Consider the following 24,864-nt stretch of genomic DNA (forward strand, 5'->3'; position numbering starts at 1 on the left):
CTCCATTCACCAGTTGTCGGACCCGGCCACGCGGGGCAGTGGCTTCCACACGGGCGCGATGATGTACGCGACGCCGCCGCTGCCGCCGGCGACCGAACCGTCGGCGCGGTGGCGCTTGGTGCGCAGCCACACCTGCTCGAACTCGGTGCGCTTGTAGACGTTGCGGACCGCGTCGTCGGAGGACGACGCCGGGTCGTTGACGATGACGTCGCCGGTCGCGGTGAAGCCGACGATGACGAACAGGTGGCCCGAGGTGGAGTAGTTGGCCCCGGTGAGCTCGCTGGCCAGGAACGACTGCGAGGTGACGACCGGGATGCCGGCGGCGATGAAGCGCTCGACCTCGTCGAGCGAGTGCAGGCGCGTCACGATGCCGGTGAGCCCGTAGGTGGCGGCGTAGGCGGTGTTGAACGGCCAGTTGCCGGCGCCCTCGTAGGTGTAGTCGTAGGTCTGCCGTGCGGCGTGGTCGACCTGCGGGTCGGCGTAGGACGGGTCGACCCAGGCGACGTCCGCCGGGCTCGGCTTGTGGCCCCAGTACTCGACGACCATCTCGGTGGACGTCGGTGAGCACCACGCCTCGCCGCCGCCGTCGTACTCGGGGTACTGCCCGACGTGGATGTTCTGGGAGTACCGCGGAACCTTGAGCTCCGTGCCCCAGGCGATGTGCCCGGCGCTCGGCGCGACGGTGAACCGGTCGGGGACGTTGGAGGCCATCGCGCCGGTCTGCAGGACGCGGGGCGCGGCGTGCGAGCCCGGGGCACGGTAGAGCGTCAGCCGCAGCCGGTAGTCCTGCAGCAGCACGCCGCGGGTGACGTCGTCGATGGAGAACGTGTCGGTCCAGATCGTGGAGTACGGGTCGCCCTGACCGTCCACCGAGGACCGTTTGACGTCCTGGTCGCCCTCGGCCCAGCGGCCCATCACGTACCAGGGTGTGTGCTCGCCGTTGGTGTAGGAGCCCTGCATCTCCACCTGGATCCAGGTGCCGGCCGGCGCGTCGGCGTTCCAGGACGCGACGAGCTCACTGGCGCCGAAGCCGATCGGTTGCGTGGGCGAGGTCCAGGTGGCGTACTCCCAGGTCCGCGTCGTGCCCGTGTGCGGATCGGTGAACTCGGTGGTGCCGGCGGGCCGCCCGATGGTCAGGAACGGCCGCAGCCCGGGCACGGCGAGGGTGCCGTGCGACTCGCCGGAGCGCCACTGCGGGAAGCTCTGCCACCGGTGGAAGGCGATCTGCTCGTCGTGCTGGACCGGCGCGGGACGGGCCGTCGCCGCCGAAGCGGGTGCGATGGCTAAGAGGCAGGCGAAGGCCGCCAGCGAGGCGACAACCGGAAGTCGTGCCACTGCTCCTCCAGGGGAAACCGATGGCGATGGATTGACGGCACGCTATCGCCATCGGCCCCCGGATGTCGATACCTTCCGACGGTTTCATCGATGCGGAAGGTTTTTTACAAACATCACCCGACGGAGAACACCGTCAGAACCGCCGCGTGGTCGGAGGGCCAGGCGTTGCCGGACGGGTTGGACTGCGACGGCGTGCCCTCCCACAGGGCGTCGGAGGAGATCACCGTGAGCGGCCCCTTGTAGTGGACGAAGTCGATGCGATCCTGCGGCTCGGGCTCGCCGGTGTGCGAGTCGTAGCCGTACCCGCCGGCGAAGGTCTTGTCCTCCGGGGACCAGGTGTTGCCGGGGTCCAGGGCCGGGTTCGGGTGCGCCTGCCGGTAGGAGTCGGTCAGCCCGGCGCCGGCCGGCGCGGTCGAGGTGGGCCAGGGCACGGCGCCGTGGCCGCAGCGGGAGTTGGACGCCGTCCAGTCCAGGTGCGACGGCGCGTTGAAGTCGCCGGTGAGGAGCACGGGGGTGGTCGCGGCGGCGGCGAGATCGCCCGACATCGCCGCGACGATGTCGTTGATCTGGCCGGTCCGGCCCGCCGACGACTCGCGGGCGAGCAGCTGCTGGACCGTCATGTGCCCGAAGCAGGCGTCGTACGGGCCGTAGGGGGTGTAGCCGAGGTGCGCGCTCCACAGCCGCAGCGTCCGGGAGCCGAGGTCGATCTTCGCGGCGACGGCCGAGCCGGCGACGGTCGGCGTGGTGGCGGTGATCGGGTAGCGGCTGAGCACCGTCACGTCGGCGTTCTGGTGGTACGACCAGCCCAGCGCCGCGGCGAGCCCCTGCGCGGCGCCGTTGTTCTCCTGGATGCCCACGACGTCGACGTCGCGCTCGAGCAGGAACTTCAGCTCCTTCTCGGCGCCGTTGGACACCACGGTGCCGCCGTGCCACAGGTTCCAGCTCAGCGCGCGCAGCTGCGGCACGAGCGCGCCCGACTGCACCCGGACGGTCACCGTCGCGTCGGCGGTGCCGGCGCTCGTGGTGGCGCGGATGCCGATGGTGGCGGTTCCGGCGGCGCTCGGCGTGCCGGTGATGGCGCCGCCGGACGAGACCGAGACCCACGCCGGGCCCGAGGTCTTGGCGAACGTCAGGCCGGCGGTGTCGCCCTGCACGAGGCCGCCGACCGTCGCCGAGTATGCCGCGCCCACCTTGGCGTTGCGCAGCGTGAACGCGGACGTCGGGAAGCGCGGCGCATCCGGGCTCCCGGGAATCGATGAACAGCGATCACTCGTGATCATCGACTCCCGGTGTGCCCGCGACGTGACTTCGCATCGACGCCGCGTCGAAGTGCAGCCCAACTCAGGCGGTGAGGGAGACGCTCGCCGATGCGGTGAGGCCGCCCGCGGCGACCGCGATGGTGACGGTGCCGGACCGCAGTGCGGTCAGGGTGCCGGCGTCGAGGTCGAGCACGGCCAGGGCGCGCGGGTCGCGCCGCGCCGAGGAGGGCCCCCGCGCGACGACGACGCCGGAACCGCCGGACCAGGTGACGCTCGCCGGGTACCGCAGCGGAAACCGCAGCCCGAACTCGCTCGTGACGCCGGTCGCGGCGACCGGGGCCGAGGCGCCCACCGCGAGCTGTTGCGGCGCCGAGAGCTCGATGCCGTCGATGATCGGGCGGCTCTCGGCCTGCAGCCAGTCGCGGGTCTCGGGGCTGGGCTCGCCGGCCCGCACCCGGGCCGGGCGGGGATCGACGCCGACGCTCATCCAGCCGAAGAACCCGCCCTGGTCGGGCGAGCTGTACGGGGTCTTGCCGACCGCGGGCGTGGTGACCTCGAGGACGCCGTCGGCGCGGTTGACCGCGGCGGTGTGCGCGTGGCCGGTGAACAGCGCGATCGGCTTGCCGGCGCGCTCGCGGAACTCGGCCAGCCAGCGGTGGAACAACTCGGCGGCGAGCTGGTCGGACAGCTGGGAGGCGCCGGCGCCGGACGGGTCGTGCAGCGGGTGGTGGAAGGAGACCACGACGCCGGTGACCGAGCGGTCCCGCTCCGCCTTCGCCAGCTCCGCCTGCAGCAGCGGCACCTGGTCCCAGTCGGACGTGCGCATGTCCCCGGTGTGCGAGTCGAGCAGGATGAAGCGGGTGCCCTTGTGGTCGAAGACCTGCCGGTTGGGCCGGCCGGTCGCGGCGCGGAAGGCGTCGAGGCCGCCGGTCGCCGACAGGCCGGCCTCGTGGTTGCCCGGCGTCCAGTGGACCGGCAGGGTGCTCGGGACGTGGTCGCGCAGCAGGGCGTTGGCCAGCTCGAAGTCGGCGGGCTGGTTGTCGTCGACGAAGTCGCCGTTGACGAGGATGAAGTCGGGCCGGGACGCGACCGCCTGGTCCAGCGCGATCGCGGCCTGCCGGGCGGAGAACGAGCTCGCGCCCGCCGCGGCGCTGACGTGCAGGTCGGACAGGACGGCGAACGTCCAGCGCCCGCCGGGGACACCGCCCTGCTCGAGCACATACGGGTCGGGCCGCGGCGGCTCGGCGGGCTCGGGGCGCTGGCCGACCTGGGCGGCGAGCCCGTCGAAGTCGAGCTGCCCGGCGTTCTTGTTGGTCTGGGAGGTCTCGGCGATGTACACGCGCAGCAACGTGATCGGCTCGGAGAACCCGGCCGGGATGTCGCCGACGACGCGGCGCCAGCCCGTCCAGTCCACGGTGTCGGCGAATGTGAACGGCACGTTGGTGGTGCCCTGCGAGCGCAGCATCGCGCGCAGCCAGTGCCGCTGCCCGTCGCCGTTGGCCCACAGGGCGATCTTCTTCGCCCCGGCCGGCAGGGTGATCGGCCCGGGCCCGGCGACGGCATAGGCGGCCGACGTGCTGGACTGGCCGGTGAAGTCGTACGTCAGACGCAACGCGTGATCGCCGGGCCGGTCGGGTGCGTCGATGATGGACACGGATGCGGTACCGCGGGCCGCGAGCGCGGTCCACGCCTCGCCCGGCTCGAACTCGGCGAGCGGCACGTCGATGAGCCCGACCGTGACCGGCAGCCGCGCGGTGACCGACTGCGCGGTCGCCATGATCGTGGTGGTCCGGCCGCCGGCGTCCGCGTTGCCGGCGACCGCGAGGCTCCCGTCCGCGGCGGCGGTGACGGTGACGACGGCGTGGTCGTAGTCGAGCGTGACGTCGCGCGGCGCCACTGGGGCGTCGAAGCCGTCGGCGTCGTAGCCGGTGAGCCGGACCCGCGCGGTCGCGCCCGGGTCGATGGTGACGGCGCGCTCGGTGAAGGCCAGCCGCTGCAGGTCGCCGACGACCCGCACTGGGTGCTCGCCGACAATAGGACCGGCGTGTGCCCGCACGGTGCCCGCGCCCGGGCGGCGGGCCCGGAAGACCCCGTCGCGGGCGTCGCCGAGCGAGCCGGGCTGCGCCGACCAGTGCACGGCGCGCCCGGCAACCGGCACCGCAGCGTAGGTCTCGTCGTAGCCGGCGACCGCGACGTCCATGGTGAGGCCGGGGACGACCCGGTCGGCGGCGGGCCGCACGTCCAGGCCGCGCAGTGCGCCCGAGCCGGGGCGGGCGAACAGGCCGACGCCGTTGGGCACCGGGCGCTCGCCGCCGTCGGACGGGGCGTTGACGACGTGCACCTCGGCGTCGCCGGGCCGGCGCGCGACCATGTCGGTCGAGCCGCCGCCGTCGAGCATGAAGCCCTCGAAGGCGCCGAGGCGGACCAGCAGGCGCGCCATCTCGTCGAAGCTCAGCCCGGCCGAGAAGTTCGCCGACCCGTCGACGGCGACCAGCAGCAGCCGGTGCCCGCCGGCCGGCCAGCCGATGGCGGTGCGCGGCTTGGGCTCGTCGTTGCCGGCGCTCGGCGGGAAGTCGATCGCCGCGCCGTCGCGCACCAGCACCGCGCCGCTGCCCAGCGCCGTGCGCAGCGGCGCGGGCGCGTCCGTCTGCGGCGCGAAGGACACGTCGGCCGGGTCGCCGGGCCGCGCGCCCGCCAGCTGCGCGGCGGCGACGCCGCGGCCGAGGACGACGACGCCGTTGTCCGGCACCGGCGTCGTGGTGATGTGGTCGTTCATGGCGGTCACGATGCCGCCGTCGACGACGAGCTCCGTGTAGGGGCCGGCGTCCTGGATGAGGGTGCGGTTGCCCGAGCCCCACAGCGGCGTGAACACGGCGATGCCGTCGGCGGGCACGCCGGGGGAGTTGAGCGCCGCGAGCGGCCGCTGGGTGCCGGCGACGGTGACGGTGCCGGTGATGAGGAGGTCGGCGAGGCGGGCGACCCGGTCGGCGCCGATCGCCGCGACGGTCCCGTGCCGGTTGGTGCCCTTGCGCAGCCGCCCGTCCTGGATCTCCGGGCCCTCGGCGGCGTAGGTCTCGGTGATGTCGAAGTAGTCGCCGTTGACGGCGCCGACGGCCTGGTGCGCGCCGGCCGCCTGGGTCAGCGACCGCGTCTCGCTCACCTTGTCGGCGAGCAGGTCCACGCGCACGGAGGCGTTGCCGAGGTCGGCGTTGAGCACGTGCACGCGCAGCCAGCCGGCGCGGCCGTAGGTCGAGTAGGTGGTCACCACGATGCCGGGCGCCACCGGGGTGTCGGCGCGGTCGACCTCGACGGACTCGCCGGGCACGGACGTGCGGTAGTCCGGGGCGGCGCCGGGGAGGTGTCCCTGCGCGAACGAGGGCGGTGAGGCGAAGACGGGACGGTCGGTCGCGGCGAGCCCGGCCGCCGCGACCGCGCCGACGATGAGACCGCGGCGCGTGACCCGCGCCGCCGGAAGGTCATGATCAGCCATGGAGGGAGACAATATTGATCTCCATCAAAATCTGCGTGAACGGACTACGAATGGCGCAGCTCGTCCAGGGCAGCGTGGACCACGCCGCCGGTGTGCTCCAGGACGCGGCGCGCCTGCGCGACGGGCGCCTGGGCGAGCAGCGACACCAGGGCCACCTTCGACTCGCCGCCGGCGTCCGCGAGGGCCGTCGTGCATGCCTGCATCGGCAGGCCGGTGGCCTGCGCGAGCATGCGGATCTGCCGGTCGCGCAGCTTGCTGTTGCTGGCGACCATGTCGGTCATCAGGTTGGAGTACGTGCGCCCGAGCCGGACCATCACCGCGGTCGACAGGGCGTTGAGCACGAGCTTCTGCGCGGTGCCGGCCTTCATGCGCGTGGAGCCGGTGATGGCCTCCGGGCCGGTGTCCACCGCGATGTGGACGTCGGCCAGCACCGCGAGGGGCGCCGCCGGGTTGGCCGAGACCAGCACCGTGGCGGCACCGTGGGAGCGGGCGGCGCGCAGGGCGCCGCCGACGAACGGGGTGCCGCCGCTGGCGGTGGTGCCCAGCGCGACGTCGCCGGCGCCGACCTCCGCGGCCGCCGCCGCGCCGAGCTCGACGTCGTCCTCGGCGCCCTCGGCGGCCAGGATCAGCGCCGAGGGCCCGCCGGCGATGTGCGCGATCACCTGGTCGTGCCCGACGCCGAACGTGGGGTGCAGCTCGGCGGCGTCCAGCACCGCCATACGGCCCGACGTGCCGGCGCCGAAGTAGTGCATGCGGTGGCCCGAGCGCAGCGCGGCGACCGCGAGGTCGACCGCCTCGGCCAGGCGCGGCAGCATCGCCGCGACCGCCGGGGCGACCTTGCGGTCCTCGGCGTTGATGAGCCTGAGCATGTCGATGGTGGGCAGCTGGTCGATGTAGACGGTGTGAGGATTGCGTTCCTCGGTGGGCGAGACGCTCACCAGCGGCCCCGATCGGATTTGGTACGGCGGCTTCGCACCGCGTCGCGGGTCGCCTCCAGCGCCGGCTTCGTGCGCTCGTAGGTGCGCTGTGCGACGCCGACGAAGACGCAGTCCACGACGGTGAGCTGCGCCAGGCGGCTGGCCATCGCCCCGGAGCGGAAGGTGGTCTCCCGCGCGGCGGTCGTCAGCACCAGGTCGGCGACCCGGGTGATCGGCGACTTCGGGAAGTTGGTCAGGGCCACCGTCGTGGCGCCGCGGCGGCCCGCCTCGGCGAAGGCCTCGATGGTGTCCATGGTCGTGCCGGTGTGCGAGATGCCGACCGCGACGTCGCCCTCGCGCAGCAGCGCGGCGCTGGTCAGCGCCAGGTGGATGTCCGACCAGGCGTAAGCGACCAGGCCGATGCGGTGCAGCTTCTGCTGGAAGTCCTGCGCGACGAACGCGCTCGCCCCGACGCCGTAGACGTCGATGCGGCGCGCCTCGGCGATCGCGGCGACGACCCGGCCGAGCGCGTCGAGGTCGAGCTGCGCGGCGGTGTCCTCCACGGCCCGGGCGTCGGCGTAGGCGATGGTCTTGACCACCTGGGCGAGGTCGTCGGAGAGGCTGATGTCGCTGCCGACCGCCTCCTGGCCGCCGTCGTCCTGGACCCGGCCGGCCTCGGCGGCCAGGCGCAGGCGCAGCTCGGGATAGCCGGAGACGCCGATCGCACGGCAGAATCGGATGACCGTCGTCTCGGAGGTGTTCGCGCGCTTGGCGAGCTCGGTGATCGTCATGGCCGCGGCGGTGGCGGCCTGATCGATGATGATCTTTCCGACCCGCTGCTCGGCACGCGACAGCGAGGGCAGGAGCCCGCGGATCTTCACCGCCGTCGAGATCGCGCGGCTGTCCTCGGGGGTCTCCTTGCCCTTCATGTGGAAAAGTTTCCGTTGCGATGTCGATTTCGTCAATGGAGTACGGTGAGCGGAATGCACGACCCCCTGGTCATCGGCGTCGATGCGGGCGCCACGACGAGCCGCTGCGTGATCAGTGACCTCAATGGAAACATTCTCGGGCGCGGCGCGGCGGGCGGGGCCAACCAGAACTCGAGCGGCGCGCCGCCCGGCGAGGCGCTGCGCCGCGCGCTGTCCGAGGCGCTCGCCGACGCCCGCGCCGACCCCGCGCGGGTCGGCCTCGGCGTGATCGGCGCGGCCGGCGCCGCCGCGGCGGGGCGGGAGGCGGCCGGGTCGCCGCCGTGACCGACCTCGAGGTCGGCTTCGCCGCCGGCACCCCGGCGCCGGACGGGCTGCTGCTGCTCGCCGGGACCGGCGCGGTTGGCGCCGCGTTCGCCGGCGGCGCGCTCACCCACCGCTGCGACGGCTACGGCTGGCTGCTCGGCGACGAGGGCTCGGCGGTCTGGCTCGGCCGGGAGGCGCTGCGCGCGGTCCTGCGCGCCCTCGACGGCCGCGGCCCGGCCACGGCGCTGACCGACGCTGCGACACAGGCGCTCGGCCTGACCGCCGGCGAGGATCCGGAGGCGCGTGCGCAGGCGGTGCTACGGGCCGGGTTCCGGTTGCGACCCGCGGAGCTGGGCACCCTCGCGCCGCTCGTGAGTGACCTCGCCACCGGCGGCGATCCGGTCGCCCTCGGTCTGGCCGAGGAGGCGGCCCGGCTCCTGTTGCACACCCTCGCCACGGTCGCCGCCCGGGCGGGCCGTGGAGACGCTCCGGGGACATCGGTCGTGCTCGCCGGGTCGGTCCTGCTGTCGCCGGGGCCGGTCGGCGACCTGGTCCGGGCGGGCGTAAGGCAACGTTTCGGTACCAACCCGGCGGAAGCCCGCGACGGCGCCGCCGGGGCCGCCTGGATGGCGATCTTGCAGCTCAGCGGCGGTTTCGCCGACCCGGCGGCGCACGCGCGGCTCACCGCCGCGAGCGTTGGGTGAACTCGGTAACAATCTTCCGGGTCTTGCAAGTTACGTTGGAAACCTTCATCCTCATCGACGAGCGTACCGCGCCATCTATCGACGAGCGTCCCTCGGCCGAAGGACGAAGGAGCAGCGATGAACACCTATACCCGCAGGAGCCTCCTGAAGTCGGCGGCCGGCTCCGGTGTGCTGGCCGCCGCCACTGCCGCTCTCGGCGCGTGCGCGCTGGGCGGGGGCGACGACGACAAGCCGAACGACTCCGCGCAGGGCGCGAAGAATTCCACCAACCCCCTGGGGGTCGCCGACGACGCCCCGCTGGAGATCGTCATCTTCAACGGCGGCTTCGGCGAGGACTACGCCAAGGCACACGAGGGGATGTACACCGAGAAGTACCCCAAGGCCCAGATCAAGCACTCGGCGACCCAGCAGATCGGCACGACCCTGCAGCCGCGCTTCGTCGACGGCAGCCCGCCCGACGTCATCGACAACTCCGGCGCCGGCCAGATCGACTTCAACGGCCTCGTCTCGCAGGGCGCCCTGGCCGACCTGGCGCCGATGCTGGACGCGCCGAGCATCGACGACCCGGGCAAGAAGGTGCGCGACACCCTGCTGCCGGGCTCGCTGCTGCCGGGCACCTACGACGGCAAGACCATGGCGCTCAACTACACCTACACCGTCTACGGCCTGTGGTACTCCGCCAAGCTCATGGCCGACAAGGGCTGGGCCTACCCGAAGACCTGGGACGAGATGATCGCCCTGTGCAAGACCATCAAGGCGTCCGGCATCTCGCCGTGGACCTACCAGGGCAAGCACCCGCGCTACATGAGCTGGCCCATCCTCTCGGCCGCGGCCAAGATGGCGGGCCAGGACGTGCTCATCGCCATCGACAACCTCGAGCCCAACGCCTGGAAGCACGAGGCGATCCTCGCCGCCGCCGAGGCCTACTCGCAGCTGGCCGTCGACGGCTACATCATGCCCGGCTCCGAGGGCCTGGACCACATCCAGTCCCAGACCGAGTGGTGCAAGGGCAAGGCCGTGTTCATCTCCTGCGGCTCCTGGCTGGAGAGCGAGCAGAAGGCGGTGACCCCGGCGGACTTCGCGATGACGGTCGCGCCGACGCCGAGCCTCACCACGGGGGACAAGCTGCCGTTCGAGGCGCTGCGCGGCACCTCCGGCGAGCCGTTCATCGTGCCGGCCAAGGCCAAGAACCTCAACGGCGGCCTGGAGTACCTGCGCATCATGCTGTCGAAGAAGGGCGCCGCCGACTTCACCGGCAAGACCGCGAGCCTCACCTGCGTGTCCGGCGTGGACGTGGGCAGCAACCTGCCGCCGGGCCTCACGTCGGTGACCAAGGCGCTCAAGGCCTCGGGCGACAAGGGCTTCAACTGGGTGTACAACTCCTACTACCGCAAGCTCGAGCGCGAGCTCGTCGACGCGGCCTGCGGGCAGCTGTTCACCAAGCAGATCAACGCCAAGCAGTTCGTCGAGCAGTGCCAGAAGGGCGCCGACTCGATCGCCAAGGACGACACCATCAAGAAGTACAAGCGGAGCTGATCGAATGCGGCACGGCCGGCGCCTGTTCGCCATCACGTTCCTGGTGCCTGCGGTGGCGGTCTATGCCGTATTCGTGATCTCACCGTACCTGCAGGCGTTCCAGATCTCCGCCACGAACTGGCGGGGGCTCAGCCCGAAGTGGGACTACGTCGGCACGGCCAACTTCCGCAACCTGCTGTCCGACGAGTACTTCTGGAACGCCCTGCAACACAACGCCATCCTGCTCGCCGTGCTGCCGGTCGCGACCATCACGCTCGGGCTGTTCTTCGCCTCGATGCTCAGCGTCGGCGGCCACGGCGGGCGGGCCGGCGTGCACGGCATCCCCGGCAGCGGCTTCTACCGCATCGTGTACTTCTTCCCGCAGGTGCTGTCGGTGGCCATCATCGGCATCCTGTGGCGGGAGATGTACGCGCCGAACGGCGGGCTCGTCAACGGCTTCCTGCGGGCCGTCGGCCTCGGGGCGCTGGCCCGGCCGTGGCTGGGCGACCCCGACGTCGCGTTCTGGGCCGTGCTCTTCGTGATGATCTGGAGCAACGTCGGCTTCTACGTGGTGCTCTTCGGCGCCGCGATGCAGTCGATCCCGCGCGAGATCTACGAGGCGGTCCTGCTGGACGGGGCGAGCCGCTTCACCACCCTGTGGCGGATCACGGTGCCGCTGCTGTGGGACACCATCCAGGTCGCGTGGGTGTACCTCGCGATCATCGCCCTCGACGGCTTCGCGCTCGTACAGATCATCACCAACGGCGGGCCCGCGTTCAGCACCGACGTCATCGGGCTGCGGCTGTACAACACCGCCTTCGCCGACGCGAAGTTCGGCTACGCCTCGGCGATCGGCGTCGCGATGTTCTTCGTCACCCTGTCCGTCGCGATCGCCTTCCTGCGGCTGTCCCGGCGCGAACGCCTCGAATACTGAGCCCCGGGGGACTGCGCCTCATGACCCGCCCGCGCCCGCGCCTGCGCATCGGCAACGCCTTCTCGCACACCTTCCTCGTCGGCTGGGCGCTGCTCACCACGTTCCCGCTGCTGTGGGCGGTCGTCAGCTCGTTCAAGAGCGACGACGAGATCCTCAGTGACGCCTGGGGGCTGCCGTCGAAGCTGCGCTTCTCCAACTGGGTGCGGGCCTGGAACGAGGCGCACATCGGCCGGTACTTCCTCAACAGCGGCATCGTGGTCGCCGGCGCCCTGGCCCTGACGATGCTCATCGGCGCGATGGCCGCCTACGTGCTGGCCCGCTATCAGATGAGCGGCCTGCGGGTGGTGTACTACGCCTTCGTCGGCGGCATGGTCTTCCCGGTGTTCCTGGCGCTCGTCCCGCTGTTCTTCGTCGTGAAGAACCTCGGGCTGCTGGGCACGCTGCCGGGGCTGATCCTGGTGTACACCGCCTATTCGCTGCCGTTCACGGTCTTCTTCCTCACCGCGTTCTTCCGCACCCTGCCGACGGCGGTGGCCGAGGCGGCGATGGTGGACGGCTGCTCGCACTGGAGCCTGTTCTTCCGCATCATGCTGCCGATGGCCCGCCCGGGCCTGATCAGCGTGGGCATCTTCAACTTCCTGACGCAGTGGAACCAGTACATCTTCCCGATCGTGCTGCTGCAGGGCGAGGGCAGCGAGAAGCGCTGGGTGCTCGCGCAGGGCCTGACCGCGCTCGCCGTCAACGAGGGCTACGCCGGCGACTTCGGCGGCCTCTTCGCCGGCATGACGATCGCGATGCTGCCGGTGCTGCTGCTGTACGTCGTCTTCCAGCGCCAGGTCCAGTCCGGCCTCACCGCCGGCCAGCTCAAGTAGCCGCGGGTCACGACGCGCCCGACATGATGCGCCCGATGTTGTCGGGGGAGAAGTACTCGGGGATCGGCGTGCTGCCCTGCAGCACGCCGAAGAAGCGGGTCGTCTCCGCCGGGCTTCTGGCGATCGTGGCGAACATGGCCGCGGTCTGCGGGTCCGGCGGCTCCATCGAGGCGAGCTGGCGGGTCAGGTGCAGGGCGGGCGTGAAGCGCTCGTCGCGCTCGGCGGCGTAGGCCGCGACCGCCTCGTCGAGGCCGCGCTCGCCGGACAGCCCGGCGTGGACGGCGTCGGCGAGCAGCTGGGCGCAGACGAAGGCGTCGGTGATGCCCGAGGCCTGGCACGGGTCCTTGTAGTAGCCGGAGTCGCCGACGAGGGCCCAGCCCGGGCCGGCCGAGCGGCGGAAGAAGTTGGGCACGTCGGCGGTGGCCAGGATGCGCTCGGCGCGCTCGGCCCGGGCGATCCGCTCGGCCAGCCCCGGCGCGCGCCCGATCGCCTCGAGGTAGTTGCCCTCGACGTCGGTGCGGAACTCGTGCATCTGCGCGATCGGGCACGCGACGAAGACGCAGGTGAGCCCGTCGTTGGTCGGGAACAGCACGATCGCGCGGTCGCCGCGCTGATAGATCTCGGCGCCGACCACCCCGTCGGGGCTTTCCAGGCCGCGATAGTACGCGTAGTAGCACGCCGTCAGCGCCGGCCCGTCGTCGTAGGTCTCGGCGCCGGTCTCGCGCGCCACGACGGAGCGCAGCCCGTCGGCGCCGATGACGATGCGGGCCCGCTCGGCGAACCCGGCGCCGCGCACGCCGACGACCCGGCCGTCGTCGTCGCGCAGCAGGCCCTCGACGGTCACGCCCTCGCGCACCTCGGCGCCGGCGTCGCGGGCCGCGCCGACGAGGATCGTGTCCAGCACCGTGCGGCGCACGCAGTAGGGGTGTGCGGCGCCGTCGACGGCCGGCGGCGGGCCGGAGATGGCGAACGGGCCGAAGTCCATCGTGAAGCGCTCGTGCGGCGGCGCGCCCGCGCCCTCGACCGTCTCGCACAGCCCCCAGCGCCCCAGCATGGCCATGCCGGGCACGTGGATCAGGTGCGTCGAGAGCACGTCGCTGGGGAACGTCGCGCGGTCCAGGACGAGCACCCGGTGTCCCCGGCGCGCGAGCAGCATGGCGGTGGGGGAGCCGGCGACGCGCGCACCGACCACGATCGCATCGAAGGTCATGGCCACGACCCTAACGCGACCAGCGCACCGACTCGACGTACATCGTCTGCGGGAACACCGTCGCGGGCGGCGGGTTGCCGGGCCAGCGCCCGCCGACGGCCACGTCCAGCAGCAGGAACGCGGGCCGGTCGAACACCCACTGCTGCCGCGCGCCGAGGTCCTCCTGGCGCAGGGTCGCCTGCACCACGCCGTCGACCGTCCACTGCAGCACGCCGGGCCACCACTCCAGGCCGTAGCGGTGCATGCCCTTGTCCGGTCCGCCGGCGGGACGGGCGGTGAAGGCCCGCTCCCAGCCCCGAGCGGAGCCGTCGGGGCCGTGCACGGTCCCGTGCACCAGGCCGGGCTCGGCGGCGCCGAGGGACTCCATCAGGTCGATCTCGCCGGCCTGCGGCCAGCCGGTGCGCTCGACATCGGCGCCGAGCATCCAGAACGCCGGCAGCAGGCCCCGGCCGGAGGGCACCTGCATCTCGCCCTCGATGCGGCCGTAGAGGCCCTCGTAGGCGGTGCGCAGCCGGGCCGAACTGTACTTCCCGCCGTCCGACCGCGCGGTGATGGCGAGCTTCCCGTCGCCGGTCAGCGCGCCGTTCTCGGGTCGCTGGGTGTACTCCTGCAGCTCACCGTTGCCCCACCCGCCGCCGCCCGTGTCGTGCCGCCAGCCCGGCAGCAGCGCCGTGCCGGCCGGCCCGTCGAAGCCCTCGTCGAGCTCGGTGCGCAGCGGCTCGGTCTCGCGGCGCGCCATGACGAGCGTGACGGCGCTGACGCCGGCGAGGTGCTCGGTGGCGGTGACGGTGAACCGGGCGGCGTCGCCGGTGACGGGCACGAGGACGATCGCGTGGCGCACCCGCCCCGAGCCGGTGGACGCCAGCCGCACCTTCTGCTCGGCCCCGCCGGCGACCGTCACCGTCACCGAGGCGTCGGGCGCCGGGCCGCGCTCGGGCGCGGCGAGGGACACGATGACCGCGAAGGTGCCGGGCTCGGGCACCGGCAGGACGAAGGCCGGCGTCCCGCCGCGGGCGTAGCGGTAGGGCGCAGCGTTGCCGGCCGCGGCCGCCTTCGGCGCGGCGCCGCCCTGCACCACGGCGGCGTCGGACTCCCACTCGTTGCCGGCGGTGTCGGTGACGGTGGCGGGCGCCGCGGTCCAGCGGCGCGTCCAGCCGACGCCGGCGAGCACCTGGGCCGAGGATGTGCGGGTGAGCGTGCGGCCCCGCCGTTGCGGATCGTCCGGCGCCGCCACGACCGCGAGGCCGCCAACCACCGCCACGACGAGCGCGGCGATCCCGGCCCGGCGGGTCCGGGGGCGAAGCGACGCCATGTGGACCAAGGCTACGGCGCGGTGGCCGCCTTCAGCAGTGTCGACTTGCCGACCTTGGGCGCGCCGCCGCGCTCCCGCCCGGCGCCGCGCGCGCCGGCCACGACGGCGGCCAGGACCAGGGCGGCGCCGGCGAGCTGGCCGCCCGACAGGGACTGGCCCAGCGCGGCCCAGCCGAGCACGGCGGCCACGACCGGGCTGAGCAGCCCGAGCAGCGTCACCTGGGCCGGCGGCAGCGTGGTGACGCCACGGAACCACAGCAGGTACGCCCCGGCGGTGCCGACCAGCGACAGGTACGCGAACCCGGCGACGTTGGCGACGTCCAGGGCCGGCGGCAGCCCCTCGACGAGCAGCGTGGCCGGCGCGAGCAGCAGCCCGCCGACGGTGAGCTGCCAGCCGGTGAGCGCGAGCAGGGCGGTGCGCCGCGAGGCGTTGCCTTCGGGCACGCCCCAGCGGCGACCGAGCACGGTGCCCAGCGACATCGACACCATGCCGCCGGCGGCCGCGGCCAGCCCGATCGGGTCCAGCGCGGTGGCGGAGCGCAGCACGAGCAGCGCGACGCCGGCGACCCCGGCGGTGCCGGCCAGCAGCACCCGGCTCGACGGGCGCTGGCCCAGCAGCCCGAACGCGAGCGCCGCGACGACGAACGGCCCGAGGGCGCCGAGCACGGCGGCCACGCCGCCGGGCAGGCGGTAGGCGGCGACGAACAGCAACGCGAAGAACAGCCCGATGTTGAGCGTGCCGAGCACGGCCGCGCGCCACCACCAGGCGCCCCGGGGCAGCGCCCGCGCGGCCGCGACGAGCAGCAGCCCGGCCGGCAGCGCGCGCATCGTCCCGGCCAGCAGCGGCCGGTCGGCCGGCAGAAGTTCGGTGGTGACCAGGTACGTGGTCCCCCACAGCATGGGGGCGATCGCCGTAAGGTTCCTCATGGTTAAGTAGCTTAGCACTAAGCTACTTATTGGCAAGTGAATGATAGGATCGGATCGTGGACGACGTCGACCGGATCGTGGAGCAGTGGGCCCGCGAGCGCCCGGAGCTGCAGACCGAGGCGATGGCCGTGTTCGGCCGGATCTACCGCCTGGCCCGGGTCCTCGGCGACCGGCAGGAGAAGGTGTACGGCGCGCTCGGCATCAACCGCGGCGAGTTCGACGTCCTCGCGACGCTGCGCCGCGCAGGCGCGCCGTTCCAGCTCTCGCCGAAGGCGCTCAGCGCGTCGCTCATGCTGACCACGGGCGGAATGACCGGGCGCCTCGACCGCCTCGAGCGGGCCGGCCTGGTGACCCGCTCGCCCGACCCCGACGACCGCCGCGGCCTGGTCATCACGCTGACCGAGCACGGCCGCGAGCTGGTCGACGAGGCCGTCGGCGCCGGGCTGGACGCGCAGCGCGAGGTCCTCGAGCGCCTGCCCGAGGCGTCCCGCCGCCGCCTCTCCACCCTGCTGCGCGAGCTGCTCGCGGCCACCGAATAGGCCGGCTCGCTGCGCTCGCCCCGGGGGAGCTTCGCTCCACCCAAACCCCCTCAAGACCCGCGGCGGTGTGCCCGTAAGCCGATCGGGTGCTCTGCCGGCCGATGTTGATGAACGCTTTAGGCCAGGTCAGACGGTCGCGGCGGCGACCCACATGGTGAGCGTGGCGAGGAAGTCGCCGCGCTCGCCGGCCTCGCGCAGCGCGGCGAACCACTGCTCGCGTAGGTCCGGCGGGATGAGGCCGGCCTCGCGCGGCACCGCGGCGTTCATCATTGGCAGCACCGTCGCGGCGGAGACGGGGTCGGCGAAGTACAGCGCCACCGGCACCGCGGTGACCTCGCGCAGGCCGGCGTGCACGAGCCGGCGGCGCAGCGTGCGGCCCATGTCGAGGTGCCGGCGCACGACGGTGGCGAGCAGGTGGCGGCGCTCGGCGGCGACGAGGTGCTCGGGCAGGCCGTCGACGGCGACCGACTCCCAGTCGGTGTCGACCAGGCACACCCGCCCGCCCGGGCGGGTCACGCGGGTCAACTCGGCGACGGCGGCGTCAGGCTCGCCGAGGTGCTGCAGGACGCGCTCGCAACGCACCGCGTCGAAGTACCCGTCGGGGAAACCCAGGGCCGTCACGTCGCCCTCGCGGTAGTCCAGCGCGATGACCTCGCCGGTGCCGCCGAGCCGGGCGGCCAGGAGCCGGGCCACCTCGCCGCCGCCCGCGCCGGCGTCGAGGATCCGCTGCCCGGGCTCGAGGTGCAGGGCGGCGAACGCGACCTCGCGGACCCGCTGGATCTCGGGGTTGGCCGTGATCAGATCGGCGTAGGGGTTGCCTGCGACATCGTCGGCCATCCCGCCAGTCTCATGCAGGTCGACCCGGCGTGTCGGCCCGGAAACGGATCGTCAATCCGACACTGCGCTCTGCACCAGACCCGAGAGCAGGCTGTGGTACCGCGGGAAGCCCGGCACGTCCGCCGAAGGATCCTTGGCCTGCTCGTCCCAGCGCCGCAGGGCCACGGCGTCGGCGGCATAGGGAAGTGCGGCGAACCGGCCGGCCTGCTCCGCCGACATCGGCCCGCCCTGCACGCCCAGCGTGTAGCGGGAGGCCTCGGAGAGCCGGTCGTGGTAGCCGGGCTCGACCGCGCACAGGTAGCGCTTGGCGGCGACGTGCAGCCGGACCGGCTCGCAGACCGCCGGGCCGAACCACCGCGCGAGCCAGTCGGCGCCGGTGTCGCTGTGGCGGTTGTCGGTGCCCCGCATGAGCTCCGCGCCGCTGACGACGCCGTGGAAGTGCCCGATGTCGTGCAGCAGCGCGGCGGCGACGAGCGCGTCGGGCGCGCCGGCCGCTGCGGCGAGGGCGGCCGCCTGCAGCATGTGCTGGGCCTGGGTGACGGGCTCGCCGAGGTAGTCGCGCGCTCCCTCGCCCTCGAAGAGCAGCCGCAGTTCGTCGATCGGGTCTTCAGTCATGTGCCCGATCCTTACCGTCGCGGGTGAACCAGGTTTGAACAGGTGGGGGCCCGGCAACCACGAAGGTCGGGGCTGCCGGCCCCCGTACCGCCCTATCGACTGCGGAGGTCGGCGAGTGCCTCGCCGGGATGCGCAGCCTCGGGCGCCTTGGTGCGCAGGCTGCGCATCTCGACGTACAGCAGCAGCAGCGCGAGCAACGCGAACACCACGTGGCTCACGGGCGTGATGACGGGGCCGTCGCCCGCGAACGGCGTCATGAAGAACGAGCGCCAGGCGTACGTCAGCGTCGCACCGGCGGCGAGCGCCAGGCGGTGCCCGGCGCCCCACTCCGCCCGCCGCGACCAGTGCAGCACCGCGACCGTCGTCGCGGCGAACGCCGCCACCATCAGCCCCACGTTGACCCAGGTCGGCACGGCGTCAGGCAGGCGCAGCAGGCCGCCGGCGACGAGGGTGAGCACCAGGACCAGCGCCGGCGCCGGCACGCGGCCGGGCAGCTGACCTGCCCGGCGCGGCCACCGGAACGCGAGCACGATGAGCGCGACGGCGATGACGGCGGCGCCGGCCAGCCGCGGCCACGGCGCGACGAAGTGGTCGTTGCTCAGCGTGCCGACGACGGTGAGCAGCGAGCCGAGCACGTACAGCACCGCGGCCACGACGAGCCCGGGCGTGCGCAGCCACGGCGCGGTCCTGGCCTCGGCCGGCGCCAGGTTCTCCATCAGCGCGATCGGCACGCCGATGCTCCAGACGGTGTGGATGGCCAGCACGGTGAGCGTCCACGGCACCGAGATGCCCAGCGCCGGCACGAACCAGTGCTGCAACAGGTGCAGCCCGGCGTAGTTGGGGTTGAACAGCGACTGCGTGACGAGGCCCTCCTCGAGCACGCCGTAGGCGAGCGCGAGGGTCAGCATCGCCGGCCAGCCGCGGCCGGCCCGGCGGGACAGCTCGCGCACCAGGATCGCCCCGCCGCCGTACATCGGGGCGAGGATCAGCAGCGCGTACAGCGCGTTGAGGCCGAAGTCGCCGAGCAGGAACTCCGCGATCAGCGGCGCGAGGAAGAACAGCGCAACGGCGTGTTTTCGCATACCCGCAGCGTGCTCTCACACGCTGACCGGCCGTAGCTTCGTGTGTACGCAATCGGCCGGTACAAATGTCACCCGGCCAGGACGACGAACTGCAGACCGCGCGCCTGCAGGGCCGGGAGCACGGTGCGCAGGGCCGTGCACGTCTGCGAACGGTCGCCGCCGCCGTCGTGGCACAACAGGATCTGCCCCGGGCGGGCGGCCAGCAGCCGGTTGGTGATGGCCTGCACGCCCGGGCGGGTCCAGTCCCGCGGGTCGTCGCTCCAGTTCATCGGGACCATCCGCGCCTTCGCGGCGGCCGCGAACACGGTCGGCGAGACCGCGCCGCCCGGCGACCGGAAGATGCTCGGCGTATGCCCCGTGGTGTCGTGGATCTTCTCCTGCGCGCGGTCGATCTCCTGCTGCACCCGGTCCGCCGGCATGCCGGCGATCGCCGCCGGGTGGCTCCACGTGTGGTTGGCGACCTGGTGCCCGGCCTCGACGATGCTGCGCGCGACGTTCTCGTGGCCGAGCACCTGGTTGCCGATGAGGCAGAACAGCGCCGGGACGTTGTAGCGCTCCAGCAGGCGCAGCACCTGCGGCGTCCAGGCCGGGTGCGGGCCGTCGTCGATGGTCAGCGCCACCGCGTTGTCGGGGAACGCCGGTCCGGGCACGATCTTGCGGTAGTCGGACAACGTGAACACCGGCCGCGCCAGCGGCTCCATCGGGCTCGGCGACGGGCTGAGGCTGGGCGCCGCGCTCGGCGACGGCGACCCCGGCGCCAGCCCGGGCGGCGCCAGGGCCGCCGACACCGGTGGCTGGGCGCGGTCCGCCGAGTCCCCGGCGATCAGGGCGGCGCCGGTCGCGGCGATCCCGGCCTGGATGAGGCGGCGGCGGGACAGGCTGTTCAACGTTCCTCCGCAGTTCCTCGGCAGTTGGCTCGTGCGCGGGCGCTCGCGCGCCATGTCGCACCTTTCCACGTATTGTCCAGGTTCGCGACTGGCCCGGGCGGGCGCTCACCATTGTGCAGACGCCGTGGCGCGCCGATGCGTTGCACACCGATGCGGCTGGCGTCGATACCCTGGCGCGCGTGCGACGCGGTCAGATCGGCATGCTGCTCGCGGTGACGTCCGGGCTGTTCTCGGTGCTGCTCGCGGTCGCTGTGAATGTCGCCACAGGAGGCACGCTGCCCGGCCGGCTCGGCTCCGTGTCGTGGCTGGCCTGGCCCGCGGTCGGCGTGCTCGGCCTGGTCGGCATCGGGCTCGCCGTGTGGCAGCAGCGCATCGCCGACGCACCGTCACCGCCCGTTCACGCCGTCACCGCGCCGCCGGCCCACGACCTGGCGCCGGAGCCGGCGGACGCGGCGCCCGGGGTGCCGCAGCGTGCGCTCACGGATCCGCAGCGTGCCGTGCCGGAGCCGCTGCGCGCGGTGCCGGCGGAGTTGCCGGCGGCGGCGGAGCTGTTCGGGCGGGACGAGGCGCGCGACGAGGTCGGGCGGCTCGCCGCGCGCCCCGGCGCCGTCGTCGTGCTCGCCGCCGCGCCCGGCGCCGGGAAGACGGCCCTCGCGTTGCGGGTCGCGCACGACGTGCGATCGCGGTACGCGGACGGCCAGCTGCACGCCGCCCTCCTCGGCGGGTCGGCCGAGCCGGCGCGGCCCGAGGCGGTGCTCGGCCGCTTCCTCGCCGCCCTGGGCGTGCCCGCCGAGCAGCGCCGCGGCGACGCCGACGAGCTCGCCGCCCGGTTCCGCTCCGCGGTCGCCGACCGGGCGGTCCTCGTGGTCCTCGACGACGCCCGCAACGCCGCGCAGGTCGCGCCGCTGCTGCCCGGGGGGCGCCCGCTGCGCCACGATCGTGACCAGCCGCTCGGCGCTGGCCGAGCTGCCCGGCGCCCGCCTGGTGGGCCTCGGCGCGCCCGACGACGACGACGCCGGGCTGGAGCTGCTCGCCGACGCCGCCGGCGCCGAGCGGGTCGCCGCCGACCCGGACGGCGCCCGCGCGCTGGTCGCGGCGTGCGGCGGGCTGCCCCTGGCGGTGCGGATCGTCGGCGGCCGGCTGCGCGCCCGGGCCGGCTGGACGCCGTCGCAGCTGGCCGCCCGCCTGGCCGGCGAGCGCGGCCGCCTCGACGAGCTGCGCCAGGGCGACCTGGCGGTGCGCGCGACGTTCCGGGCCGCCTACGACGGGCTGCCCGAGGCCGACCGGCTCGTTTTCCGCCGCGCCGGCTCCCACCCAGCCCAGTCGTTCGGCCCGGACGCCGCCGCGGCCCGGGCCGGGTTGCCGCCGGCCGAGGCGACGGCGGCGCTGGAGCGGCTCGCCGACGCGTACCTCGTCGACTCGCCGGAGCCGGACCGGTACCGGCTCCATGATCTGCTCCGGCTCTTCGCCGCGGAGACGCTGCGCGACGCCGGCGAGGGCGCGGACACGGCCGCCCGCCTGATGCGCCACCTCGCGGCACTGCCCGGACCGGCCGCGGCCGACCTCGCCGGGCTGCCGGCCGTGCTGCGCGAGGGGCTCGACGCGGGGCTGCGCGAGGACGTGATCGCGCTGGTCGACGCGGCCGGGCCGCGCCAGGAGGACCCGTTCGACCGGCTGGCGGCGTGGCGGGCACAGGCCGAGGCGACGGCGGGGGAGAGCGGGCGGCGCCGCGCCCGGGCGCTGCGCTGGGTGTCGCATTCGTACACGTACCTCGGCGAGGTCCAGCGCGCCCTCCCGCTCGCGGTCGAGGCCCTCGCCGTCGCGGAGGCGGCCGGCGACCGGTGGGAGATCGCCCAGACGGCCCGGCGCCACGGCGAGGCGCTGCGCGACCTGGACCGCTTCGCCGAGTCGGAGGCGGCGCTGCAGCGGGCCCTCGAGCTGTTCGCCGAGCTCGGCGAGGTCAACGAGGAGGTGGAGGTGCGCGCGGCGCTCGGCGTGCTGTACAACGTCGGCGACCGCCACCACCTCACCGTGCCCCTGCTGGAGCGGGCCCTGGACCTGCTGCCCGCCGACGCGGAGAACAGCCGCCGCGGCTGGGTGCTGGTCTGCCTGTCCGGCGCGCACCGGGCCGCCGGCGACGTCGAGGCGGCGCGGCGCCTCGCCGCCGAGGCCTCCGCCCTCGCGCGGCGCATCGGCGACCGCTACCTGCTCGGGTACTGCCACCAGGACGCCGGCTGGGTCGCCGCCGACGCCGGCCGCTACGACGACGCCGAGGCCGCGTTCGCCGCCATGCTGCGCATCTTCAGCGAGATCGGGGTCGCCTCGGGCGCGGCCTCGGCCCGGGCCGGGCTCGGCGTCGTCGCGGAGCGCCGCGGCGACCTCGACGCGGCGCAGGCGGCGTTCGGCGCGGCCGAGGACGAGTTCCGCCGCCTCGGCGACGAGATCCGGGCCGAGACGTGGCGCGGGCACCGGGCGACGGTCCTGGGGCGCCTGGCTCAGGAGGGGCCGAACGAGAACCCGTCGGAGTAGAGGGCCGCCTGCAGGGTGTACAGCTCGTGGTACACCCCGCCGGCCGCCATCAGCGCGCGGTGGTCGCCCTCCTCGATGACGCGCCCGCCGTCGAGGACGAAGATGCGGTCGGCCTCGGCGACGTTGGCCAGCCGGTGCGAGACCAGGATCGTGGTGCGGCCCGCCCGCCGCAGGTGCGCGAGCAGCCCGTGCTCGGCCCGCGCGTCCAGCGACGACGTGGGCTCGTCGAGGATCAGCAGGTCGGCCCCGCGGTACATCGCCCGCGCGATCGCCAGCCGCTGCTCCTGCCCGCCGGACAGCGCCGTGCCGCCCTCGTGCTCGGGCCCGATGAGCCGCCCGGGGTCCAGCTCGCCCTCGGCGAACCCGGCGCCGGCCAGCGCCTCGGCGACCCGCTCCGGGTCCGCGCCCGGCAGGAGGGCGACGTTGGCCTCGACCGTGTCCGCGTAGGTCTGGAAGTCCTGGAACACGATCCCGATCCGCGCCCGGACCTCGTCGCGGTCGAGCTCGCGCAGGTCCGTGCCGTTCCAGCGCACGGCGCCGTCGGTCGGCTCGAACAGCGCGCCGGCGAGCTTGGCCAGGGTGGTCTTGCCGGACCCGTTCGCGCCGACGAACGCGACGATCTGCCCGCCCTCGACGGTGAGGCTGACGCGTTCGACGGCCGCCTCGTCACGCGTCGGGTAGCGGAACGAGACCCGGTCAAAATCCAGGCGTTTCAGGGGTTCAACCGGTACATCGTGATGTGTCGGCGCAACCCTGCCGGATTCCAGGAAGGCCCGCTGGTCGCCGAGGAACAGGGCCGCCTCCGACAGCTCGCCGACCGGGTAGCCCAGGGCGCCGACCAGCGCGGCGATCTGCGCCACGCCGACGCCCGCGGCGATCAGCGCGGCGCCGTCGGCCCGGCCCGAGGCGAACAGCCAGGCCAGGACCGCCAGCACGCCGGCCACGGCGAGCGCGAAGGCGGCCTGGCCCAGCAGCATGCGGCGCCACTGGCGGCGCAGCAGCGCGCGCAGCTCGGTCTCGCGGGCGCGGGACAGCTCGTCGAAGCGCGCGGCCAGGTAGGCGCCGAGTCCGAAGGCGCGCACCTCGGCGGCGGGCTCCCGGGCGGTGAGCAGGCGGTTGAAGTACAGGCGGCGGCGCTCCAGGGGCGTGAGCCGGTTGGTCAGCCGGTGGCGGTCGCCGGCCAGGGCCCGCGCCACGAGCAGCACGGGCACGGCGGGGACCAGCAGGAGCGGCAGCAGCAGCGGCACCAGCGTCACCACGAACGCGGCGAGGACCGCGCCGCGCAGCAGCATCGCGGCCAGGGTGGTCAGGGCCCGCACGACCTGGGCGGGGCGGAAGTCGGTCGTCGAGGCGCGCAGGACGCGGTCGTGTGTCTCGGGGTAGTCGAAGTCGACGAGGTCGAGGGCGGCGATGGCGGCGTGCATGCGCCGGGCGGCGTCCTGGCGCACCCGCTCGGTGAGCAGCTCCCGCACGATCGTCTGCGCGTTGTCGAGCACGGCGAGGGCGACCAGGGTCGCGACGATGAGCAGGGCCGGCGCGGCCAGGGCCGCGAGCAGCGCGCCGCGGTCGGCGGGCGCGCTCAGCAGCGCCCCGGCGAAGTTGCGCAGGACCAGCAGCTGGGCCCCGAGCAGGGCCGACTGCAGCAGCGGTACCGCAACCGCCACCAACGTCAGCCGAGGCGCCGCGCGCCGGCACAGCCGCACGCCCTCGGACACGGCGGCGAGCGCCGGGCTCACCCGAAGAACCAGATCCGCAGCTGCTTGGCGGCCTGCGCGAGGGCGACCTTGCCGGCCTCGAGGGTGCCCGACATGGCGAAGAACCCGTGGATCATGCCCTCGTAGCGGGTCGCGGCGACCGGGACGCCGTCGTGCGCGAGGCGGGCGGCGTAGCGCTCGCCCTGGTCGCGCAGCGGGTCGTACTCGGCGGTGATGACCAGCGCGGGCGGCAGCCCGGCGAGGGACTCCGCCTGCAGCGGGGAGGCGAGGGGGTTGTAGGCGTCGTCGGGGTCGGTGAAGTAGTGCGAGCGGTACCAGGCGACCGAGTGGTGGTTGAACAGGTACGGGTCGTCGTTGGTGCGCATCGACTCGTCGTCGGCGGTCTGGTCGGTGTTGGGGTAGACCAGCAGCTGGCCGGCGAGCCGGGGGCCGCCCGCCTCGGCGGCCATGAGGGTCAGGGAGGCGGCGAGGTTGCCGCCGGCGCTGTCGCCGCCGACCGCGATCCGGGACGGGTCGGCGCCGAGCGCCTCCGCGTTCGCCACGACCCACTCGGTGGCGGCCCAGCAGTCCTCGATCGCGGCCGGGAACGGGTGCTCGGGCGCGAGCCGGTAGCCGGGCACCGCCACGATGCAGCCGGCGGCGTTGGCCAGGCTGCGGGCGATGCCGTCGGCGGTGTCGATCGTGCCGAGGACCCAGCCGCCGCCGAAGAAGTACATGAGCACCGGCAGGCCGGGATCGGCGTTGGGCCGGTAGACGCGCAGCGCCAGCCGGCCGCCGGGGCCCTCGAGCCAGTGGTCGGTGACCTCGTGCACCTTCTCGGGGCTGCCGCCGGCGGCCCGGATCGAGGCGAGGTCGGCGGCCCGCGCCGCGTCGAGGGTCATCGTGTAGAGCGGGGCGACCCCGTCGCGCTCCTTGCGATCGCGCATTTCCTGGACCTGCGGGTCGAGCGGCATC

22 protein-coding genes are annotated in these 24,864 nt (G+C 73.9%); 7 read left to right on the forward strand and 15 right to left on the reverse strand.

All coding sequences use genetic code 11. The annotated features are described in order from the left end of the window. Positions 1 to 6 precede the first annotated feature (6 nt). From ABD901_RS23210 to ABD901_RS23230, 5 genes are all read right to left on the reverse strand, one after another. Positions 7 to 1,335 carry a C39 family peptidase gene (locus ABD901_RS23210; RefSeq protein WP_380135626.1) on the reverse strand — a complete coding sequence of 443 codons (1,329 nt, stop codon included), beginning with the start codon at positions 1,333 to 1,335 and terminating at the stop codon, positions 7 to 9. A 113-nt stretch (positions 1,336 to 1,448) separates the two neighbouring features. Beyond that, positions 1,449 to 2,615, reverse strand: coding sequence for an endonuclease/exonuclease/phosphatase family protein (locus tag ABD901_RS23215; RefSeq protein ID WP_345129224.1), 1,167 nt, complete (start codon positions 2,613 to 2,615; stop codon positions 1,449 to 1,451). 61 nt (positions 2,616 to 2,676) lie between these two features. Continuing rightward, on the reverse strand, positions 2,677 to 6,084 hold the full coding sequence (locus ABD901_RS23220) for a phosphodiester glycosidase family protein (RefSeq protein WP_345129225.1): 3,408 nt from the start codon (positions 6,082 to 6,084) through the stop codon (positions 2,677 to 2,679). Positions 6,085 to 6,128: 44 nt separating this feature from the next. Next, complete coding sequence (locus ABD901_RS23225) at positions 6,129 to 7,022, reverse strand: N-acetylmuramic acid 6-phosphate etherase (RefSeq protein WP_345129226.1); 894 nt, start codon at positions 7,020 to 7,022, stop codon at positions 6,129 to 6,131. Further along, the gene (locus ABD901_RS23230) at positions 7,019 to 7,930 is read right to left on the reverse strand and encodes a MurR/RpiR family transcriptional regulator (protein WP_345129227.1); all 912 of its coding nucleotides are present in this window, start codon (positions 7,928 to 7,930) and stop codon (positions 7,019 to 7,021) included. The genes ABD901_RS23225 and ABD901_RS23230 overlap by 4 nt, the downstream gene beginning before the upstream one ends. 54 nt (positions 7,931 to 7,984) lie before the next feature. Between ABD901_RS23230 and ABD901_RS23235 the strand changes: the two genes are divergently transcribed. The 5 genes from ABD901_RS23235 to ABD901_RS23255 all read left to right on the forward strand — a co-directional run bounded on the left by ABD901_RS23235 (position 7,985) and on the right by ABD901_RS23255 (position 12,258). Next, positions 7,985 to 8,254, forward strand: a complete 270-nt coding sequence (locus ABD901_RS23235; protein WP_345129228.1) for a BadF/BadG/BcrA/BcrD ATPase family protein — start codon at positions 7,985 to 7,987, stop codon at positions 8,252 to 8,254. Then, complete coding sequence (locus tag ABD901_RS23240; protein ID WP_345129229.1) at positions 8,251 to 8,937, forward strand: BadF/BadG/BcrA/BcrD ATPase family protein; 687 nt, start codon at positions 8,251 to 8,253, stop codon at positions 8,935 to 8,937. Before ABD901_RS23235 ends, ABD901_RS23240 begins: the two co-directional genes overlap by 4 nt. A 117-nt stretch (positions 8,938 to 9,054) precedes the next feature. Continuing rightward, on the forward strand, positions 9,055 to 10,473 hold the full coding sequence (gene ngcE, locus ABD901_RS23245) for an N-acetylglucosamine/diacetylchitobiose ABC transporter substrate-binding protein (RefSeq protein WP_345129230.1): 1,419 nt from the start codon (positions 9,055 to 9,057) through the stop codon (positions 10,471 to 10,473). Between the two features lie 4 nt (positions 10,474 to 10,477). Further along, a complete protein-coding gene (locus tag ABD901_RS23250) occupies positions 10,478 to 11,386 on the forward strand; it encodes a carbohydrate ABC transporter permease (protein ID WP_345129231.1) in 909 nt (302 codons plus the stop codon). 20 nt (positions 11,387 to 11,406) lie between these two features. Further along, positions 11,407 to 12,258, forward strand: a complete 852-nt coding sequence (locus ABD901_RS23255) for a carbohydrate ABC transporter permease (protein ID WP_345129232.1) — start codon at positions 11,407 to 11,409, stop codon at positions 12,256 to 12,258. Positions 12,259 to 12,265: 7 nt separating this feature from the next. On the opposite strand, the gene ABD901_RS23260 is transcribed toward ABD901_RS23255, so the two are convergent. From ABD901_RS23260 to ABD901_RS23270, 3 genes are read right to left on the reverse strand one after another with little or no spacing between them, the layout of a single operon-like run. Beyond that, a complete protein-coding gene (locus ABD901_RS23260) occupies positions 12,266 to 13,468 on the reverse strand; it encodes an NAD(P)/FAD-dependent oxidoreductase (RefSeq protein ID WP_345129233.1) in 1,203 nt (400 codons plus the stop codon). A gap of 10 nt (positions 13,469 to 13,478) precedes the next feature. Next, a complete protein-coding gene (locus tag ABD901_RS23265) occupies positions 13,479 to 14,780 on the reverse strand; it encodes a glycoside hydrolase family 16 protein (RefSeq protein ID WP_345129234.1) in 1,302 nt (433 codons plus the stop codon). Positions 14,781 to 14,791: 11 nt separating this feature from the next. Then, positions 14,792 to 15,706 carry an EamA family transporter gene (locus ABD901_RS23270; protein WP_345129235.1) on the reverse strand — a complete coding sequence of 305 codons (915 nt, stop codon included), beginning with the start codon at positions 15,704 to 15,706 and terminating at the stop codon, positions 14,792 to 14,794. 56 nt (positions 15,707 to 15,762) lie between these two features. Here ABD901_RS23270 and ABD901_RS23275 point away from each other — a divergent pair, with 56 nt between their 5' ends. After that, complete coding sequence (locus tag ABD901_RS23275) at positions 15,763 to 16,245, forward strand: MarR family winged helix-turn-helix transcriptional regulator (protein ID WP_345129236.1); 483 nt, start codon at positions 15,763 to 15,765, stop codon at positions 16,243 to 16,245. 126 nt (positions 16,246 to 16,371) lie between these two features. Here the strand turns inward: ABD901_RS23275 and ABD901_RS23280 are convergent, their stop codons facing one another. The 5 genes from ABD901_RS23280 to ABD901_RS23300 all read right to left on the reverse strand — a co-directional run bounded on the left by ABD901_RS23280 (position 16,372) and on the right by ABD901_RS23300 (position 20,601). Beyond that, positions 16,372 to 17,082 carry a methyltransferase domain-containing protein gene (locus ABD901_RS23280; protein WP_345129237.1) on the reverse strand — a complete coding sequence of 237 codons (711 nt, stop codon included), beginning with the start codon at positions 17,080 to 17,082 and terminating at the stop codon, positions 16,372 to 16,374. A 51-nt stretch (positions 17,083 to 17,133) separates the two neighbouring features. Further along, entirely contained in the window at positions 17,134 to 17,697 is a 564-nt protein-coding gene (locus ABD901_RS23285; protein ID WP_345129238.1) for a phosphonate degradation HD-domain oxygenase, read from the reverse strand. Positions 17,698 to 17,789: 92 nt separating this feature from the next. Continuing rightward, entirely contained in the window at positions 17,790 to 18,779 is a 990-nt protein-coding gene (locus tag ABD901_RS23290; RefSeq protein WP_345129239.1) for a hypothetical protein, read from the reverse strand. 68 nt (positions 18,780 to 18,847) lie between these two features. Continuing rightward, the gene (locus tag ABD901_RS23295; protein ID WP_345129240.1) at positions 18,848 to 19,666 is read right to left on the reverse strand and encodes a polysaccharide deacetylase family protein; all 819 of its coding nucleotides are present in this window, start codon (positions 19,664 to 19,666) and stop codon (positions 18,848 to 18,850) included. Positions 19,667 to 20,052: 386 nt separating this feature from the next. Continuing rightward, complete coding sequence (locus ABD901_RS23300) at positions 20,053 to 20,601, reverse strand: hypothetical protein (RefSeq protein WP_345129241.1); 549 nt, start codon at positions 20,599 to 20,601, stop codon at positions 20,053 to 20,055. 4 nt (positions 20,602 to 20,605) lie between these two features. Here ABD901_RS23300 and ABD901_RS23305 point away from each other — a divergent pair, with 4 nt between their 5' ends. Next, positions 20,606 to 22,195: a hypothetical protein gene (locus ABD901_RS23305; RefSeq protein ID WP_345129242.1), complete on the forward strand. Its 1,590-nt coding sequence runs from the start codon at positions 20,606 to 20,608 to the stop codon at positions 22,193 to 22,195. On the opposite strand, the gene ABD901_RS23310 is transcribed toward ABD901_RS23305, so the two are convergent. Together ABD901_RS23310 and ABD901_RS23315 are read right to left on the reverse strand one after the other, a co-directional pair. Further along, positions 22,162 to 23,931 carry an ABC transporter ATP-binding protein gene (locus ABD901_RS23310; protein WP_345129243.1) on the reverse strand — a complete coding sequence of 590 codons (1,770 nt, stop codon included), beginning with the start codon at positions 23,929 to 23,931 and terminating at the stop codon, positions 22,162 to 22,164. The genes ABD901_RS23305 and ABD901_RS23310 overlap by 34 nt on opposite strands. Further along, entirely contained in the window at positions 23,928 to 24,863 is a 936-nt protein-coding gene (locus ABD901_RS23315; RefSeq protein WP_425556712.1) for an alpha/beta hydrolase, read from the reverse strand. The genes ABD901_RS23310 and ABD901_RS23315 overlap by 4 nt, the downstream gene beginning before the upstream one ends. Position 24,864: the final 1 nt, after the last annotated feature.

It is taken from the genome of Dactylosporangium darangshiense, assembly GCF_039537565.1.
GTDB lineage: Bacteria > Actinomycetota > Actinomycetes > Mycobacteriales > Micromonosporaceae > Dactylosporangium > Dactylosporangium darangshiense.